Below are 17,352 nucleotides of genomic sequence, written 5' to 3'. Positions count from 1 at the left end.
CCTTCAAGGTATGCGCCTTGCCGGGTTTGGCAAGCGAGCAACATGACACTTGAAAGTTGCATCCAGCATTGAATAGCAACACATGTGTTGCCATACTGCTTTTAATGAAACTTATAAGTTGCAAAATATGACCTTGCATGCCCAAATCAAGCGTCGCCGTTGCGAGCTAGGCTTGACACAACAAGCCATGGAGAGCCGCATCGGCATGTCGCGCCAGCAATACCAGCGGCTTGAAAGCCAAGGTAATCCGAGACTTGACTCGTTGCAGCTCGTTGCTCAAGGACTTAACGCTGAACTCATGCTTATTCCGCGCGAGAAGCTACACGCCGTCAGGCAAGTGCTTGAAGATAACGAGACACTGGATGAGCCGACACCACCTGCTCCCGATGAAGACCCTTGGCATGGCCTACTAGATGACCTAGAGCAAGGAAACACGGAGTCTAAGGAAAGAGAATGAAGGGAGACGCCCTACAAGCACTCGATATCCGGCTGCACGACCAGCATGTCGGGTACCTTGCGGGCTACCAAAGTGGCCGTACTGTCATGCTCTTCAGTGAAAGCTACCGGAGCGATCCAGCACGCTACACATTTACCCTGACGACTCGCCCCGGGTTCCCCAAAGCTTCTCAAATCATGGCTAAGCCCTGGATCCGCCGACAAAGGCTTCACCCCTACTTTTCCAATCTTCTTCCAGAAGGCGCATTGCGTGATTGGCTAGCCCAAAGCTTGAAAGTGCATCCCGACAATGAATTTCCTCTTCTTGCACAACTGGGCCAAGACTTGCCAGGCGCGATAACCGCCATTCCTCTCGACATCGAAGATATCCCAAAACAGCTACTTGAGCATCGAACTAGCATCGTTCCTATAAAGCGCACGCTTCAGCCCACCCGTGGATTTTCACTGGCGGGTATCCAAATGAAGTTTTCAATGCGCGAAAAGGAAGGACGGTTTCATTTTGGACATAGCGATGAACTGGGCGATTGGATCATCAAGACACCCTCGACCCGACACCGTGGCGTCCCTGTCAATGAATACACTGCCATGCGGCTTGCCATGGTAGTGGGTATAGAAACACCTGAAACACGCCTGGTAACACTAGATGACCTGGAAGGGCTCCCCGAGATCAACTTGCCTGCAGAGCCTTGGGTTTACGCCATCAAGCGCTTCGATAGAGGAATGCATGAGCGCCACCATACAGAAGACATGGCTCAGGTCTTCTTTCGCTACCCCCATGAGAAATACCAAGGCCCAAACTATGAACAGATAGGTCGCTTGCTTCGCGATTATACTGAAGATGGCCTTGCAAGCGTGCAGCAGTTCGCAAGACGGTTGCTTGTTAACATACTTCTAGCCAATGGCGATGCCCACCTGAAAAACTGGAGCCTGCTCTATCCCGACAGGCGCATACCAGTTCTGGCACCCGCCTACGACATTGTCATGACGCAAGCCTACATCCCGGAAGAGAACGAATTTGCCCTGAATCTCAATGGTCAAAAGCGCTGGTACCAAATTCGCCACGAAGATTTCCAAGCTTGGGCAAAGGCCGTTGGCGTGCCTTGGCCGGCGATTCGCATTGCGCTCGATGACACGATGCAACGAGCCAGAGAACAATGGAAATCCTTGCTACGCGAAAGTCCCATGCTTCCTGAGCACAAGCAACGTTTAAAGGAACATTGGCGAAATCTTCAGCCCGAGTGGCGCATCGAGTGATGCACATATCTACTTAGGCCGAGCTTTCCTCGATCAGCACTTCTTCCGTAACACGCTCCGCCAAGGGGTCGCTTTCCACTAGCTGCCACTGCTACCAATCGCCTTTCATGAACCAGATGACGGTCACTACGGCAATCAGTACGTTGGTGACCGGATACGCCCTCCACAGACCTTCGAGACCCAGCACGCCGTCGCGCGACAGCACAAAGGCCAGGACAATCGGAATCGAGAGCTTGAGCAGCGAGCCGAGAATCGACCCTCCCAGCAGAGAAGACGGCGTGCGGCGCCCCGGGCTCATTCGTTACTGCTCAACCGCTCCCTTACGTCCTCTTCCGGCTCCTCGAGGACGATATTGATATGGCAGGTGTTCCTGTCCGGGTAGATGGCATTGGAATAATTGAACAGGCGCGTCTTGACGCGGCCCATCAATGGCGTCTTGTCGCCGAAATGCTTTTGTACCTGAACATAATCGCCAACATTGGGTATCAGGTGCTGGCCGGTCTTCTCATCTTCACGCAACTGGACCGTATCGCCCTTTACCGGGCGCTCCTCACCACGACGAATGATCTGGTAATTGAACGTGTACTTCACGATCGGTGCTCCTTGCGGATCGACTCCCTGCACCTTAGATGGCTCTGGCTGAAACCGAAAGCCTAGGCATCTTGAATCATGGACGCACCCAGCCCCTTGGCCCATATCGCGAGCCAAGGCAGGGAACCAGGGGGGTTCTAGGAAGGTTTTTTCCGGGCTTTCTCTCCCCACAGCGCCAACAGCGTTTCAATGAACAACTCGGCGGTACTCGACAACGCATGGTCATTACGCTGGATGAGTCCGATGGTGCGCTGTATCCGTGGCTCGGGCAGTGGCCGAGAACAAAGCGTGTCATGGTCCGCACCCGGCATGGTCATTCTCGGCAAGATGGCGACACCCAGACCGGACTCCACCAGCCCAAGGGAGGTGGAAAGGTGCTGGACCTCGTAGAAGCCATTGAGGCTGATACCCTCTGCCGACAGCACATTGTCCAGTAGCGTGCGATTGCCGCTATCACGGCTGACGGTAATCATGCGCACCGCTTCCAAGTCGGCCCAGGTGATCGTCTCCTTGGCAGCCAAGGGGTGGTCGGAGCGCAGTGCCAGCACGAAAGGGTCGCGCAGCAGTGGCGTGAAAGACACTTCAGGCAGCTGCGGGCTAATCATGTTGATACCGAAGTCAGCTTCGCCATTGATTACCCGCTCCAACCCTTCGTTGGCACTGACATCGAGAATGCGAATGCGAATGCCTGGCCAAGCCTCGTTGAAACGCCGAATGACGCTGGGCAGGAAATAGAATGCCGCCGTGGGTAGGCAGGCGATGGTCAATGTTCCCTTCTGGTGTGTTGCCAGCTCACGGATGCCGAGGATCGACGATTCGTAATCCTCGAGCATCCTACGGGCCCGTGGCAAGAAGTCGGTTCCGATCGTGGTCAGCCAGGTACGCCGGGTAGTGCGCTCGAGAAGCGACACCTCAAGCGCCTCCTCGAGCTTTTGGATGCGTCTCGACAGCGCGGGTTGCGACAAATGAAGACGCTGCGCCGCTTCATGAAAGTTGCCCAATTCAGCAACTTGGACAAAAGCCTGCAAATCGAGAAATTCAATGCGATGCATCATAGGCGATTCTTGCATTGGTAGTTGATCATTAAACAACATATCACATTAATGCGTTTTCCACATCTTATAGAGATCTTATTTGCATTTGAGGCATCAAATAGGGGGTGACATGCTCAGTTCATGAGTTTTGGCAAAGAGTGAAACGGCAATGATCAATAGCATTCCTTGCATCATCATGCGCGGTGGCACCTCCAAAGGCCCCTTCCTGCGCATGAACGACCTGCCTGAATCGCCAGAGGCACGGACGGAGACCCTGCTCAACCTGATGGGTGCCGGACATGCTCTGCAGATCGACGGCATCGGTGGCAGCGATCCGTTGACCAGCAAGGTGGCTATCGTCGAACGCTCCCAGCATCCAGAAGCCGACGTCGATTACCTGTTCGCTCAGGTCGATGGTCCTGGTCGTCGCGTCGACTTCAATCCCAACTGTGGCAATATGCTTTCTGCCGTTGGCCCCTACGCAATAGAAACCGGGTTGGTCGAGGCGCTTGACGGCATGACCGTGGTGCGGGTTCGCAACCTCAATACGCAGCGACTCATCGAGTGTCACGTCCCCACCCCTGCACGACAGATACTCTATGAAGGGGATACCCGGATCAGTGGCGTTCCGGGTACTGCAGCAGGCATCCAATTGAGCTTCCTCGACGTTGTGGGCACCAAGACCGGCGCCTTGCTGCCTACCGGCCAGGCGCAGGAAGTCATCGACGGTGTCGAAGTGACTTGCCTCGATGCCGCGACACCCACCGTGCTGATTGATGCCAGGGCATTCGACCTGACGGGAAACGAAACGCCCGCTGAACTTGATGCTAATGCCCTCCTGCTCGCTCGGCTCGAAGCCATTCGTCGCGAAGCCGGACAACGTATGGGGCTGGGTGACGTCAGCCAAGGCGTCCTGCCCAAGCCGATTCTACTTTCGGCAGCAAGCGAGGCCGATGCGACGCTACGCGCCCGTTACTTCGTGCCGCATCGCTGCCACAAGGCACTCGCCGTTACCGGCGCCATCGCCCTGGCGACGGCGGTCAGCGTCCCGGGCACGATTGCCAACCGTATTGCTGTCACTAGCGGACGACTGATTGACGGTGACTCACTGGACCATGCTCGCCTCGAGCATCCTTCAGGCTATATCGATCTCGACATCGAGCATCGTGGACAGAACCCGCATGACGTCGCCCGCGTCTCGCTAGTGCGTACGGCACGCAAGATCATGGCCGGCACGCTGTATTACCCCGGCACAGTAACCGGCAACCTATCGGCCAGTGCCACTGAGGCGAAGGCCTGCTAAATCGCATTAACCCCAGTAAAACAACCAGAGCCACACAACAACAAGGAGTCACGCCATGCGCCCTTTAACCTCCCAACAGACACTCAACACCCGCCTGAAGCACGCTGCCAGGCTCGGCTTGCTGTGTGCCGGACTGAGCACACTGATGCTCCCCGCCACGGCCAATGCCGCGGATACCGACGTGCCCGACACCATCAAGTGGACCATTCCCTTTGGCGTAGGTGGAGGGACCGACGTCTGGGCACGCTTCTTCGCGCCCTGGTTCAGCGAGTCTCTCGCTGGCGAGCCGACCATCATGATCGACAACGTACCTGGTGGCGGCTCGATCAATGGTGCCAACCTGTTCGCGGTACGCGCCAAGTCCGATGGCAGCCAGTGGCTGGGCACATCGGCATCGACCCAGTATCCGGCCATGCTCGGCGACCCCCGTGTACGCTACGACTATGCCGACTGGAAACCGATACTCGCCACGCCGACCGGTGGCGTTGTCTACGCCTCGCCCGAGATGGGTCAGGATGCCGACAGCGCCCTGCAAGCCCTCTTGAAGCAGCCGGTCAAGCTGGCCGCCCAATCGCCTACCGGGGTCGAACTGCCAGTGCTGATCGCTCTCGATATGCTGGACGTCGATGTCGACCCGGTGTTCGGGATGCGTAGCCGCGGTGAGGGTCGACTGGCCTTCGAGCGTGGCGAGGCGAACATTGACTTCCAAACCACCTCGGCCTACCTGAGCAATGTCCAACCGCTGGTCGACGACGGCAAGGCGATCCCACTGTTCAGCCTGGGCGTGCTCAACGACGAAGGCCAGATCGTCCGCGACCCGACTTTCCCGGACCTGCCGACCTTCAACGAGGTCTACAAGCAGACCAAGGGCGAGGCACCGTCTGGCAATGCCTACGAGGCCTATCGCAAGTTCTTTGCCTCGGGCTACGCCCTGCAGAAACTGGTGATGGTGCCGGTCGATACCCCGGAGGCACTTACCGAGGCCTACCGACAGGCGGCCCGCGACTTCATCAAGACCGACAAGTTCAAGGAGGAATCGGCAGCTCAGCTCGGCCCCTATACACCCATCATCGGTGATACGGTCTCGGCTCACCTCGAAGATGCCATGTCCATCAAGGACGAGACGCGCCAGTGGCTAATCACCTGGCTGGCGGACAAGTTCGACGTCCACCTGGCCACGCGCTGATCTCTTCGGCTCCGTCGCCTAGCGACGGAGCCGGCTCGATTCCGACACGACAACGCGAAGAACCACGCCATGTTCGACATCCTTCTCTCCAGTCTGGGGCAGGTCTTCACCCTCTCCCATCTCCTCTACATGATGCTTGGGGTCATCGTCGGCCTGGTGGTCGGCATCATTCCCGGCCTCGGTGGAATCGCCGGCATGTCACTACTGCTGCCCTTCCTTTATGGCATGGACCCCTCGGTGGCATTGGGCATGCTGATGGGCCTAGTGGCCGTGATTCCTACCGGCGACACCTTTGCCTCAGTGCTGCTTGGCATCCCGGGCTCCAGTGCCTCGCAAGCGACGGTAATCGACGGTTTCTCACTGGCCAAGCGCGGCCAGGCGGCCCGGGCCCTCTCCAGCGCCTTCCTGTCATCCATGGCTGGCGGCCTGATCGGCGCCGCGGTACTCACTGGCTTCATTCTCATAGCCCAGCCACTGGTCCTGGCGTTCTCTTCATCAGAGCTGTTCATGCTGACCCTGCTGGGGCTATCGATGGTCGCCGTCCTCTCGGGACGCGACCTGTTCAAGGGACTGGCCGCCTGCGGGCTGGGCCTGCTGGTCGGCGGCATGGGCATGGCGCCGGCTACCGGCGAGTTTCGCCTAAACTTCGGCCTCGACTACCTCTACGATGGCCTGCCCCTGGTCGTAGTGGGGCTGGGTATCTTCGCCCTGCCCGAAATCATCGAACTCCTGGTGCAACGAGGGACCATCGCCAACGAACCCTGCCGGCTTGGTCAAGGATGGCGCCAGGGCTTTCGGGATGTACGCCGGGAACGCGGTCTGGTAGCGCGTTGTGCGGGGTTCGGTAGCCTGATCGGCACTATTCCCGGGCTGGCCGGTTCCGTCGTCGATTGGATGACTTACGGCCACGCCGTGCAGAGCGCCAAGGACAAGGGCGAGTTCGGCCAGGGTGACATCCGCGGCGTGATTGCACCGGAGTCGGCCAATAACGCCTGCGCCTGCGGCGCGATGGTACCTACGCTCCTGTTCGGCGTGCCTGGTTCGGGCAGTGCAGCGGTTTTCCTCGGCGGCCTGCTTCTGCTCGGCCTACAGCCGGGCATCAGCATGATCGAGACCCACCTCGACCTGACCTATACCATCATCTGGTCGCTCGCCCTGGCCAACATCGTCGGTGCCGGGCTCTGCCTGGGCCTTGCCGGCCCCGTAGCCAGCCTCACCCGAGTGCGCTTCACCATCCTCGCACCGCTGATCACCGTCCTCATCCTGTTTGCCGCCTATCAGGCGACCCGGGCCACGGGCGATCTGGTCGCCCTGGCCGTGGTCGGAGCCATAGGCGTGCTGTTCAAGAAGGCCAACTGGTCTCGTCCGGCCTTCCTGATTGGCTTCGTTCTAGCGCCAGGCGCCGAGACCTACTTTTATCAAGCAGTCCAGTTCCAGGGCAGCGCGGCGTTTGCCCGTCCCGGCGTGCTGATTATCGGCGCACTGATCCTGGCGGTACTGTTCATTCCTGCATTCAAGGCGCTATGGGTGAAGCGCCGCCAATCGAAGACAAGCGGCGTCACCGCCAGTCCCGAGACGGCGAAGGCAGCCGAGCAATCCCCCATGATCGGTGCGGTAGACGTTCTGCTACTGGCTGGATTGCTGGGTCTGGCGGCCTTCGCCTGGAGCGATGTCGCCGGCCTCTCGATGCTGGGCAGTGTGTTTCCCATGCTGGCCATTGCCATCATGGCATTGGGCTGTCTCGCCGAGGCGGCACGCTATGCGCTGCGCCGGCCACAGTGGCAACACCAGGCCTGCCGGGAAGAGCTGGTCTGGCTGACAGGCTTCTGCGCGCTGATCGCGGTCATCCTCGGCCTGGGTTTCATCAGTACGGCTGCCCTGTTCTGTCTGGTATTCCTGCTGGGCATCGCCCGATTGAAGCTGTGGACAGCAGCGGGTATGGCTATTGGCGTGGTTGCCTTCCTTGTCGGCATGGCGCACTTCCTGACGCTGACCTATCCCAGCGGCCTCCTGGACCCCTGGTTTTTCAGCTGAGCCCTGATGACCTGCCGGCCAATGTTAGTTGCGCCGGCAGGTCTTCCCGACCTGATGCAATACCAATCCATAACAGGCCTTTTAGGCACAGCTCCCAGCGGAGGTGTGCCTTTAGCGTCAGCATCACGGCAGACTTCGTGGCATTCTCGCTCTGCCTAGCCTCTAACCGCGTTCCGGCATTGCATACCGCCGGTCGGCTTTGCCCGCCTTGACCACATGCCCGGGCGTGTCGTGCCCCACCAGGTCGGGCAGCGTTGCCGATACCGCCATCAGGGCATCCAGATCGACGCCGGTGTGCACGCCCATTTGCTCGAACATGTGTACGAGATCCTCGCTACACACGTTGCCCGTGGCGCCCGGTGCGTAAGGACAGCCACCCAGCCCACCCAACGAGGCATCGAAGTGCACGATGCCCGCTTCCCAGGCGGCCAGCGCATTGGCCAGCCCCATCCCACGCGTATCGTGGAAGTGCAGCGTAAAAGGCACATCGGGCCAGCGTGCCACCACGCCCTGACAGAGCCGCTTGACCTGGGCCGGATTGGCCACCCCGGTGGTATCGCACAGCGTGATGCCCTGCACGCCTGTCTCGAGCAGCCGCTCGATCAACGTCATGACCCGACCCTCATCCACATGGCCCTCGAACGGACAACCGAACGTGGTCGAAAGCGACGCATTGTTGAACACCCCGCTGCCCCGGGCATGAGCCACGATCTCCGCGAACTGCGCCAGGGATTGCTCGGGCGTCATGCGCAGGTTCGCCAAGCTGTGCGACTCGCTGGCCGACATCACCAGGTTGATTTCCTCCACGCCGCATTCCAGCGCGCGCTGACAACCCTTGAGATTGGGCACCAGCGCCGTGTAGATCACCCCCGGCTGGCGGCGAATGCCTTGCATGACCTCGGCGGCATCGCGCAGGTTGGGAATCGCCTTGGGCGAGGTGAACGACGTGGCTTCGATCCTGGCCAGGCCGGTCGCCGAGAGTTTGTCGATCAGAGCGATCTTGTCCGGTGTGGGCACGAACGCCGCTTCGATCTGCAGGCCATCGCGCGGCGCCACTTCATTGATGTAGATACGTGACATGCTCGGTACTCTTGATAAAGGTATTCTCGCTCAAATGATCCCGCCCTGGCGCAGTTTCTGGCGCGTTTCCTCGTCGATGCCCAGCTCATCGAGCACCTGTTCGGTATGTTGCCCCAGGTCGGGGCCGCCCTGGCCGAGCCGCCCGGGGGTGGCGCTGAGCTTCGGCAGTACGCCGGGAACCTTGAGCGAACGCCCGGCCGGCGTGGTAATGGTCTGGATCATCTCCCGCGCCAGATAGTGCGGGTCATTGACGATATCCGCCGCCGTGTAGGGATAGCCCGCCGGCACCCGGGCCTCGTCGAGTCGTTCGAGGATCTCTTGGCGCGAGCGCTTGCGGGTCCACTCGGCAATGGCCCCATCGATCAGCTCGGCATGCCGGCTGCGCCCGTCGTTGTGCGCAAAGCGCTCGTCCGTCGCCAGGTCCTGGCGACCAATCACTCCCATCAGGCGCTTGAAGATGCTGTCGCCGTTACCGGCAATCAGCACGTAATCGTCATCCCGGCACAGATAGGCGTTGGACGGCGTGATGCCGGGCAGCGAGCTGCCGCTGGGCTCACGAATCTTGCCGCTGGCATCATATTCGGGGATCAGGCTCTCCATCATCGCGAACACCGACTCGTACAGCGCTACATCGATAACCTGTCCGCGGCCGCTTCGCAGGCGCTCCTGCAAGGCCAGCAGCGTACCGATCACCGCGTACAACGCCGACAGCGAGTCGCCGATGCTGACCCCCACGCGCACCGAGGGCTGCCTCGCATGGCCGGTCAGGTAGCGCAGGCCGCCCATGGCCTCGCCGATCACCCCGAAGCCGGGTTTGTCGCGATAGGGGCCGCTTTGCCCATAGCCGGAAATGCGCACCATGATCAGGCTTGGGTTCAGCTCGGATAGCACGTCCCAGCCCAGCCCCCAGCCTTCCAGCGTGCCGGGGCGGAAATTCTCGACCAGCACGTCGGCCTCCTTGACCAACCGACGCACGATTTCTTGCCCTTCGGTGGAACGCAGATCCAGAGACACGGAGCGCTTGTTGCGCGTCTGCACGTGCCACCACAGCGACGTGCCCTCCTCGACCATTCGCCACTTGCGAAGGGGATCGCCGGTGCCGGGCGGTTCAATCTTGATCACGTCGGCGCCGAATTCCCCCAGCATCTTGGTGGCGAAGGGGCCGGCGATTAGCTGGCCAAGCTCGAGTACCTTGAGACCTTCCAGCGGCAGGCGTCGGGAATCGGTGGGGTTCATCGGCTCACTCCTTAGCTAGATGAGGCTCAGGATGCGTCGCGCTCCTGGCAGGAACAATTAGGCATTGAACAAGTTAGCTTTCGCCTCCGGCGAAGGCTTGAGTAAGATGGCGTTTCAACGATACCGTATCGAGGGGAATGCCGTATGGGGCGGTTCGATTTCGTCACGCTGAAGCTGTTCGTGTCGGTGGCCGACGAAGGCCGTCTCACCGCCGCGGCGGAACGCGAGCATCTGGCCCTGGCGGCGGCCAGCAAGCGCATCAGCGACCTGGAAGCGCAACTGGACACCGTCCTGCTTTACCGTCGCCCGCGCGGCGTCGAGCTGACCCCCGCAGGCCATGCCTTCCTGCATCACGCGCGCAAGATCCTGGAAAACATCGAACGCCTGCAAGCCGACCTGAGCGAGTACGGCACCGGCATCAAGGGGCACGTGCGGATCCACTCGAACACCTCGGCGATCATCGCCTTCCTGCCCGAGGACCTCAGCACCTTTTCGCAGCGCTACCCGCAGATCAAGCTCGACCTGCAGGAGCGCGTCAGCTCGGAAGCCATCAGCGCACTGCGCGAAGGCTTGACGGACATCGGCATCTTCGCCGGCCATGTTCCCTACGAGGGCTTGCAGGTTCTGCCCTACCGCAGCGACCGCCTGGTTCTGGTCACGCCGATAAATCATGCCTTCGCCGGCCGCAAATCTATTTATCTGGAAGAGGCGGCCGATGAAGACTTCATCGGGCTGCAACAGGATTCCTCGCTACAGGACCTGCTGCACGAACACGCCAGCCGGGCCGGCAGGACCTTGCACATGCGCATCCAGGTACGCAGCTTCGATGCCATATGCCGCATGATCCACCATGGCATGGGCATAGGCGTCCTCCCCGAGCAGACCATCTACCGCGAACTGGGCGACCTGCAGCTCTGCAGCATCCCGCTCAGCGATACCTGGGCCACGCGGGAAACCGTCATCGGCATGCGCCAGTACGATGCGCTTCCAGTAACAGCGCGCCATCTGGTGGATCACCTGACGGGAAGAGCCGGCGATTAACCTGCTCCGCATCCTTCGCGCCCGACGAACCCTCACTTTCTGAAATGCTACTTCTAGCCCCGTAAGCCTTGGGATACGGTGCAAGGCAGACACGCCGCTGTATTACGACACATACAACAAACAAGGAGTCGTCCATGAAACGCAAATGCACAGCCCTGCTCGCCGCAGCCGGTGTCGCGCTGACGTTCGCATCCAGTGCGATGAGTTTCGAACTTGACGGCAAGGTCGACTGCATCGCTCCCTCCGACCCCGGGGGCGGCTGGGACTTCACCTGCCGCAGCGTAGGCAGGATCCTGCAGGAGCTCGACATGGTTCCCCAGGCCGTGCAGACCATCAATATGCCTGGCGCGACGGGCGGGGTCGCCTACGCCCACGTCATCAGCAAGCGCCCCGCCGACGAACAGCTGCTGGTCGCCGCCTCCACCGTGACCTCGGCTGGCCTGGCCCAAGGCCTGTTCCAGGGTATGACCGCCGATCAGGTCAACTGGGTCGCCGCGCTGGGCGCCGACTACGGCGTGATCGCCGTGCCCAAGGACTCCGAATTCAAGACGCTGGACGATCTGACCAAGACACTTAACGACGACCCGCGCTCGGTCATCTTTGCCGGCGGCGACGCCAAGCGGAGCTGGGATCATCTGAAAGTATTGATGTTTGCCGACAAGGCAGGCGTGGAAGACCTGAGCCAGATCCGCTATCTGGCTTATGAAGGGGGTGGTGAGGCACTGACCCAGGTAGTCGGTGGGCACGTCGACGTGTTCAGTGGCGACATTTCCGAAGCCAAGGGCTTCAGGGAGTCGGGGGATCTGCGCATCCTGGCCCTGCTCTCCGATGAGCGCCTGGAAGGCGACCTGGCGGACATTCCCACCGCGAAGGAGCAAGGCATCGATGTGCTGGCGCCCAACTGGCGCGGCTTCTACATTCCGCCCAACGTGTCGGATGAGGCCAAGCAGTTCTGGATATCCACCATCCAGGAACTGTCCCAGAGCGACGAGTGGAAGCAGGCCATGGAAAGCAATGGCCTGATGCCCTTCACCATGAAAGGCCAGGAGTTCGAGCAGTTCGTCCTCGATCAGGTCAAGGACATCGAGGACCTCTCGCAGCGCATGGGCGCCGGTTGAGTCAGATCCCCGGTTCTGTCGGTCACGCTCAATCCCGGCTCAATGCCGGGATTGTTTTTCGGATCGCGGGAGAACGTTTCGCCCCCAATCCAGGACCGGCAAGTCGAGCGGGTTAGGAATCGACGTTTGCCAGGATTGAGGGCAAATCGTAAAGTGCAGATTCTGTCATTCAGCGGAGCGCTTCATGAAAACGGCACGACCCGAGCTGAAACGCTGCCTTGATTATCTGAAAGATGCCTTGCCAGACCTTCAAGCCGTCTACCTTTTTGGCAGCCAGGCCAAAGGCAACGCCAATGCAATAAGTGATGTCGACTTGGCGGCGCTGCTTCCCTCCCCGCTCGCCGGCACTCTTCGCTGGGAACTGACAGGGCAATTGGCAGACCTACTGAATCGTGACGTCGACCTAGTCGATTTGCGCAGTGCCTCGACCGTCATGCAGCATCAGATCGTATCGGAAGGCCAACGGCTATGGAGCCGGGATCTCGAGGCCGATGAGTTCGAACTGGCTACCATGAGCCAGTACTGGGATCTTGCCATTCAGCGGCGGGAGTTGATCGCGGATATCAAACAGCGTGGGCACGTCCATGGCAGATGATGTCCTGCTGAACAAGGCCGCTACGATAGAGCGCTGCGTATTCCGCGCACGGGAAGAGTATGACAAGCACCCCGAAACGTTCGAAAACGATCAGACACGCCAAGATGCCGCCATCCTCAACCTTCAGCGTGCCTGCGAGGCGGCTATCGATGCCGGAAACCGCCTAATTCGATTGAAACAGTTGGGCTTACCCCAGAGCGCCCGAGACGTATTCGACATTCTTGCCAAGGCTCAACTTCTCGACACGCGACTCGCCACCGTCATGAAGCAGATGACTGGCTTCAGGAATATCGCAGTGCATGACTATCAAGCGGTACATTTGCCAATCGTGATCGCCATCATCCAAAAGCATACGGATGATCTGCTTGACTACGCCAAGCGAGTGGTAAAGCTGGCCTGAATCTACTTGATCTTTACGCTCTGTCTGCCGTCTTCCCCGGCTCCAGACCCGCCGGTTTAGATTCCCGTAGTGCCTCGGCCATGTTCTGCAACGCCTTCTCGCCGGTTTCGCCCTGCATGACATCACGCCACCAGTCGGCGTGCACGGCTCGCACGCGGACGACGATCTCCTCAAGGCCTAGCACCTGCGCCATGGCCAGGCGATGCAGCCCACGATTGATCTTCACGATACCGCCGTGGCGATCGATTGCCACGCCCAGCCGATCCTTACCTAGGCTGTTATCGAAACCGGTACGCGCCATCTCGTTCATGTAGCCGACATAGGTTTCCAGATAAGCAAGCACCTTGTCCGGCGTGTTAAGCAACAATCCTTTCTGATGCGACGTGAACGGCTTGCCCTTTTCAATCAGCGATACTAGCTCGCGATAGGCCTGGCTTTGCTCCAGCGCATGGCGGTTCAGCCAGATATCGTTGATGAACGTATAGCGCTGCCCTTTATGAAAATCGTAGCGAACGAGATCCCAGTCACCTTTCCAGATGAAGAGATTCTTCGCCTTGTTGCGCTGGTTCGATTTCGGGAAGGACTTCTTCATCGACAGAGAGCAGATCAATTGGCGAGGATCGATACGCAAATCCAAGCTTTCGCCAAGATAGTCATCGACACTACGGTAAGGCAGCCCCATCTCTTCGACCTGGTCGGCCAGAAAGCCGTTGGTCAGCCAACGTTGGAACAGACGATCCTCCAGCGGGCGAATGACACGACGTTCGAACGCTTCGCGAGTCGTAGAGGTCCAGCGTGCGCGCCACATGGACCAACGCAGCCTGGGATCGTACAAGTCCGTTGACAAGGCTTCGCCGGACGGGGTCCGTGGCATTTTTTTCGGTGCCGACATAGCAGGCCTGACGATGTTCCTCTGCAAATTTATTAGTCTGTTAATTAGTATAACGCGGTTACGCTGACGCCACGAGCCAGGATAAGCGCAGCGCTGCACCCTATAGCAGCTTTCCGCGGATGCCTAGTGTCAAGTTGCCGCAAGGTATTTCTCAGCGTAGCCTATGCACCCCTGTCAACTTTGATCCAGGTCGCAACGAAAACGCCATGACTTCGCCCACTTCGCGACAAGCCCCCTTGGCAGCCATCGCCATTCGCCAGGTCGAGAAGAACACCGGTGCCAGCCGCAATGCCTTCGAACAGGCCGCTGCCCTTCAAGAGCTTGGCTACCGTGTCGTCATCCTGGCCGAGCGTGGCAAGGCTGAGTTGGCGCAACGGGCCGGCGCCACCTTCGTCAAGTTGCCGCGCTGGCCGTTCAAGGGGAAGTTCCGGCGTTTCTGGTTCAATCGTCGCGTCCAGGCCTGGTGCAAGCGCCATCGCCCCGATCTGCTCGTCAGCCATGGCGACACCGTCAGCAATGATGTCGTCTACATGCATAACTGTGTTCATCTGGCCAGCCAGCGAATCCACGGCAAAGCGTTGCCCAAGGATCATGAAGTCGCCGCGATTCACGATCATGTCCTGATGCAGGGTGGCTTCAAACGCGTGGCGGTGAACTCGCAGATGATGGCGGACGACTTCATGCAGCGCTACGCCATCAGCGCCGACAAGATCGAGGTCAGCTACCCGGGCTATGATCCGCAACAGTTCAACCCCGATATGGCAAGGCGCGACCGGCAAACCACACGTAGAGAATTCGGAGCCGACGATGAGACCTTTCTGGTCGGCTTGATCACCTCCGGCAACTTCAAGAAGCGTAACCTCGATGGCTTTCTCGAGATCGCGGCCCACCTCAACCACCTGCTTCCGCAGCGATGCCGCTTTCTGGTGGTCGGCAAGGACGACACCACGCCCTACCGGAAACAGGCGGAGGCCTTGGGCATCGATAGCCTGATCATCTGGCGCGGTACCGAGCCTAACGTCGAACGCCTGTATGGCGCGCTGGATGTCTTCGTGCTGCCCGCGCACATCGAGGAGTTCGGCCGTGTCGCGCTGGAAGCCATGGCCTGCGCCACACCCAGCGTCGTGTCGGACTGGGTTGGCGCCTCGGAGCTGATACGAGACTTGCACCCTGAGCTGGTGCTCGACATGGACATGCAGAGCTGGGCGGAACGTATTGCTCAGCTCCTTGAATCGCCTGAACGAGAAACACTTGGTCAACAGTTGGCCGAGTTGGCCAAGAACTATTCCCATGAGCGCCAATACGAAAAGCTCAAAGTATCATTCAGAAGCCTGACGACTGACTAGCCGGAACGAATTGCCACGTGACAAGAAGAAAACCAGTGCTACACGACCTACTCGACCTCGACGACAGCCTGCTGATTGGCCAAGGCTCAGAGCGCGCCTGCTTCAGGCACCCGAACGACGATGGGCTGTGCATCAAGATCACTCATCGAAACAAGAGCCGCCGCAGCCAGAATGCCAGGGATCATGCGTATTACCGGAAACTGGAGAAGCGCGACATTGCCTGGACATATCTACCGCGCATGCACGGCTGGGTAATGACGGACCGGGGGGAAGGTTTGGTATTCGACCTGATGCAGGATCGAGACGGCAAGCCGCTCGACACGCTGAAGCACCTATTGGCGCGGCGGGAGATACACTATGCGGACATCGCTCCGGCACTGGAACGATTTCACCGCTACTTGCTGGATAATCGGATCTTCACCAGCGACCTGCGGGACAGCAACATCGCCTGTGACATGACTCGCGCCGACAGCCCACGCCTATATCTCATCGATGGGCTGGGCGATCATGACTTCATCAAGCTGGCAGCTATCGTGCCCATGCTGGGGCGCAGCAAGGTCGAGCGCCAATGGGCGCACTTCATGAGACGCATGGCTAAGTGGCGGGAACCGGCGGTTGGAAACTAAACGTCACCGTCGTCTGGCAATAACTTCGCTCATGAAGCCGACCAGTTGCTGGCCGTACTGATCGATATTGAACTCATCGCGAATCCTCGTTCGCGCCTTGGCGCCCATCTCGCGGCGAAGGGCAGGGTTTTCGGCCCATTCTCCCAATACCCGCGCCGCCTCTTCCGGCTCGAGAATGCCCGCCTGGACGATGGCATCCTGCTCCGGGGAATAGACTTCGTCAGGCCCCTGCAGACATGCCTGGCCGTATTTGCCCAGCTCGCGACGTTCACGCCTGGGCGATAGCACGGCACCGTTGTCGCCATCCCGCACCTGTTCCGCCAGCCCGTCGACAGCGCCGACCAGAGTAGGCACGCCGTAAGCCAAGGCCTCTTGCGCCACATTGCCGAATGGCTCACGCCAGGAGGGGCAAATAAAAGCATCCAACGACGAATAGAACGACGCCATGTCATCGACCAACCCACAGAAGCGCACGCTGTCTTCTAACCCCCACTGCTTGGCCTGCTTGCGCAGCGTATCCTCCAACGCCCCTTCCCCGGCTATCCAGAACTCCGCGTGGGGATGTTGGGTTTTCAACTCGGCAAACACTTCCAGCGCTACCATGGGTGCCTTCAACGGCACCAGACGGCCTGCAAAGCCCAGACGAAAACGCCCCTCGGGATGTACCGCATGGTTGGCCGGTAACTCAATGGAGTTATAAAGAACACGTGAAGGCAAGTCGGTGCTCAACTCCCACTTCAAATGCAGCATACGCAGCGCCGCATGGGAATTGCATAGCGCTCCGTCGAGACGCTTCAGATAGGTATGCAAGGCGGGCTGATCATTCACCAGCCAGGCACTGCCCCGCTCGAAATGAACGACTGGCATGTTGTCCGGAAAGCTCAGCGGGTGATTGACAATCTTTCCCCAGACCAGAATCGCTTCTATCCTCAGCCGTACGAGCAGCGCCTTTTGATAGCGAAAGCGAAGGCCTGGGAAGGCACGGGGTATCTTGATGATTCCAGGCCCTTTGATGCTGTGGATACGCCCAGCCGCATGCTGTTTGTAATAAGGCGAGAGTAATGGATGAATGCCATCGGTCTGCTTCAATATGTGCTGGTCATATTCGGCAGCGAAACGGGCATAGTATCGCGTGAAGTAACGCTCTATCCCGCCAAGGT

At 59.5% G+C, this 17,352-nt stretch carries 18 protein-coding genes; 11 read left to right on the top strand and 7 right to left on the bottom strand.

All coding sequences use genetic code 11. The features are described 5' to 3' along the window. Positions 1-82 precede the first annotated feature (82 nt). Together BM194_RS10965 and BM194_RS10960 are read left to right on the top strand one after the other, a co-directional pair. Positions 83-457 (top strand): helix-turn-helix domain-containing protein, encoded by a 375-nt coding sequence (locus BM194_RS10965; RefSeq protein ID WP_340148081.1) that lies wholly within the window; start codon positions 83-85, stop codon positions 455-457. Continuing rightward, on the top strand, positions 454-1,710 hold the full coding sequence (locus tag BM194_RS10960; RefSeq protein WP_092846664.1) for a type II toxin-antitoxin system HipA family toxin: 1,257 nt from the start codon (positions 454-456) through the stop codon (positions 1,708-1,710). The genes BM194_RS10965 and BM194_RS10960 overlap by 4 nt, the downstream gene beginning before the upstream one ends. A 91-nt stretch (positions 1,711-1,801) precedes the next feature. Here BM194_RS10960 and BM194_RS10955 read toward each other — a convergent pair whose 3' ends face one another. The 3 genes from BM194_RS10955 to BM194_RS10945 form a co-directional block, all read right to left on the bottom strand. Next, positions 1,802-2,008, bottom strand: coding sequence for a hypothetical protein (locus BM194_RS10955; protein WP_092846662.1), 207 nt, complete (start codon positions 2,006-2,008; stop codon positions 1,802-1,804). Beyond that, positions 2,005-2,301, bottom strand: coding sequence for a hypothetical protein (locus BM194_RS10950; protein WP_092846660.1), 297 nt, complete (start codon positions 2,299-2,301; stop codon positions 2,005-2,007). Before BM194_RS10950 ends, BM194_RS10955 begins: the two co-directional genes overlap by 4 nt. Positions 2,302-2,438: 137 nt before the next feature. After that, positions 2,439-3,356 carry a LysR family transcriptional regulator gene (locus tag BM194_RS10945; protein WP_218155388.1) on the bottom strand — a complete coding sequence of 306 codons (918 nt, stop codon included), beginning with the start codon at positions 3,354-3,356 and terminating at the stop codon, positions 2,439-2,441. Positions 3,357-3,504: 148 nt separating this feature from the next. Here BM194_RS10945 and BM194_RS10940 point away from each other — a divergent pair, with 148 nt between their 5' ends. The 3 genes from BM194_RS10940 to BM194_RS10930 all read left to right on the top strand — a co-directional run bounded on the left by BM194_RS10940 (position 3,505) and on the right by BM194_RS10930 (position 7,858). After that, positions 3,505-4,638 carry a 4-oxalomesaconate tautomerase gene (locus BM194_RS10940; protein ID WP_092846658.1) on the top strand — a complete coding sequence of 378 codons (1,134 nt, stop codon included), beginning with the start codon at positions 3,505-3,507 and terminating at the stop codon, positions 4,636-4,638. Between the two features lie 55 nt (positions 4,639-4,693). Beyond that, the gene (locus tag BM194_RS10935; RefSeq protein WP_244890938.1) at positions 4,694-5,824 is read left to right on the top strand and encodes a type 2 periplasmic-binding domain-containing protein; all 1,131 of its coding nucleotides are present in this window, start codon (positions 4,694-4,696) and stop codon (positions 5,822-5,824) included. Positions 5,825-5,893: 69 nt separating this feature from the next. Next, positions 5,894-7,858, top strand: coding sequence for a tripartite tricarboxylate transporter permease (locus BM194_RS10930; protein WP_092846656.1), 1,965 nt, complete (start codon positions 5,894-5,896; stop codon positions 7,856-7,858). A gap of 162 nt (positions 7,859-8,020) precedes the next feature. On the opposite strand, the gene BM194_RS10925 is transcribed toward BM194_RS10930, so the two are convergent. Both BM194_RS10925 and BM194_RS10920 read right to left on the bottom strand, forming a co-directional pair. Further along, a complete protein-coding gene (locus tag BM194_RS10925) occupies positions 8,021-8,938 on the bottom strand; it encodes a hydroxymethylglutaryl-CoA lyase (RefSeq protein ID WP_092846654.1) in 918 nt (305 codons plus the stop codon). 30 nt (positions 8,939-8,968) lie between these two features. Further along, positions 8,969-10,174 (bottom strand): CaiB/BaiF CoA transferase family protein, encoded by a 1,206-nt coding sequence (locus BM194_RS10920; RefSeq protein WP_092846652.1) that lies wholly within the window; start codon positions 10,172-10,174, stop codon positions 8,969-8,971. Positions 10,175-10,318: 144 nt separating this feature from the next. On the opposite strand from BM194_RS10920, the gene BM194_RS10915 reads away from it, so the two are divergent. The 4 genes from BM194_RS10915 (at position 10,319) to hepT (ending at position 13,328) form a co-directional block, all read left to right on the top strand. Continuing rightward, positions 10,319-11,215, top strand: a complete 897-nt coding sequence (locus tag BM194_RS10915; protein ID WP_092846650.1) for a LysR family transcriptional regulator — start codon at positions 10,319-10,321, stop codon at positions 11,213-11,215. Positions 11,216-11,349: 134 nt separating this feature from the next. Next, a complete protein-coding gene (locus BM194_RS10910; protein ID WP_092846648.1) occupies positions 11,350-12,333 on the top strand; it encodes a Bug family tripartite tricarboxylate transporter substrate binding protein in 984 nt (327 codons plus the stop codon). Positions 12,334-12,517: 184 nt separating this feature from the next. Then, positions 12,518-12,928 carry a type VII toxin-antitoxin system MntA family adenylyltransferase antitoxin gene (gene mntA, locus BM194_RS10905; protein ID WP_092846646.1) on the top strand — a complete coding sequence of 137 codons (411 nt, stop codon included), beginning with the start codon at positions 12,518-12,520 and terminating at the stop codon, positions 12,926-12,928. Further along, a complete protein-coding gene (hepT, locus tag BM194_RS10900) occupies positions 12,918-13,328 on the top strand; it encodes a type VII toxin-antitoxin system HepT family RNase toxin (protein ID WP_092846644.1) in 411 nt (136 codons plus the stop codon). The genes mntA and hepT overlap by 11 nt, the downstream gene beginning before the upstream one ends. Positions 13,329-13,341: 13 nt before the next feature. Here hepT and BM194_RS10895 read toward each other — a convergent pair whose 3' ends face one another. Beyond that, entirely contained in the window at positions 13,342-14,136 is a 795-nt protein-coding gene (locus BM194_RS10895; protein WP_092846642.1) for a hypothetical protein, read from the bottom strand. Between the two features lie 290 nt (positions 14,137-14,426). On the opposite strand from BM194_RS10895, the gene BM194_RS10890 reads away from it, so the two are divergent. Next, positions 14,427-15,566, top strand: a complete 1,140-nt coding sequence (locus BM194_RS10890) for a glycosyltransferase family 4 protein (protein ID WP_092846640.1) — start codon at positions 14,427-14,429, stop codon at positions 15,564-15,566. A gap of 35 nt (positions 15,567-15,601) precedes the next feature. Then, positions 15,602-16,192 carry a YrbL family protein gene (locus BM194_RS10885; RefSeq protein WP_177223393.1) on the top strand — a complete coding sequence of 197 codons (591 nt, stop codon included), beginning with the start codon at positions 15,602-15,604 and terminating at the stop codon, positions 16,190-16,192. A 3-nt stretch (positions 16,193-16,195) separates the two neighbouring features. Here BM194_RS10885 and BM194_RS10880 read toward each other — a convergent pair whose 3' ends face one another. Then, entirely contained in the window at positions 16,196-17,059 is an 864-nt protein-coding gene (locus BM194_RS10880) for a glycosyltransferase family 4 protein (protein ID WP_177223392.1), read from the bottom strand. Positions 17,060-17,352 lie beyond the last annotated feature (293 nt).

This window comes from Modicisalibacter xianhensis, assembly GCF_900113605.1.
GTDB classification, from domain to species: Bacteria; Pseudomonadota; Gammaproteobacteria; order Pseudomonadales; family Halomonadaceae; genus Modicisalibacter; species Modicisalibacter xianhensis.
The sequence above is the reverse complement of the archived record's forward strand: the minus strand, read 5'-3'. Positions and strand labels throughout refer to the sequence as shown.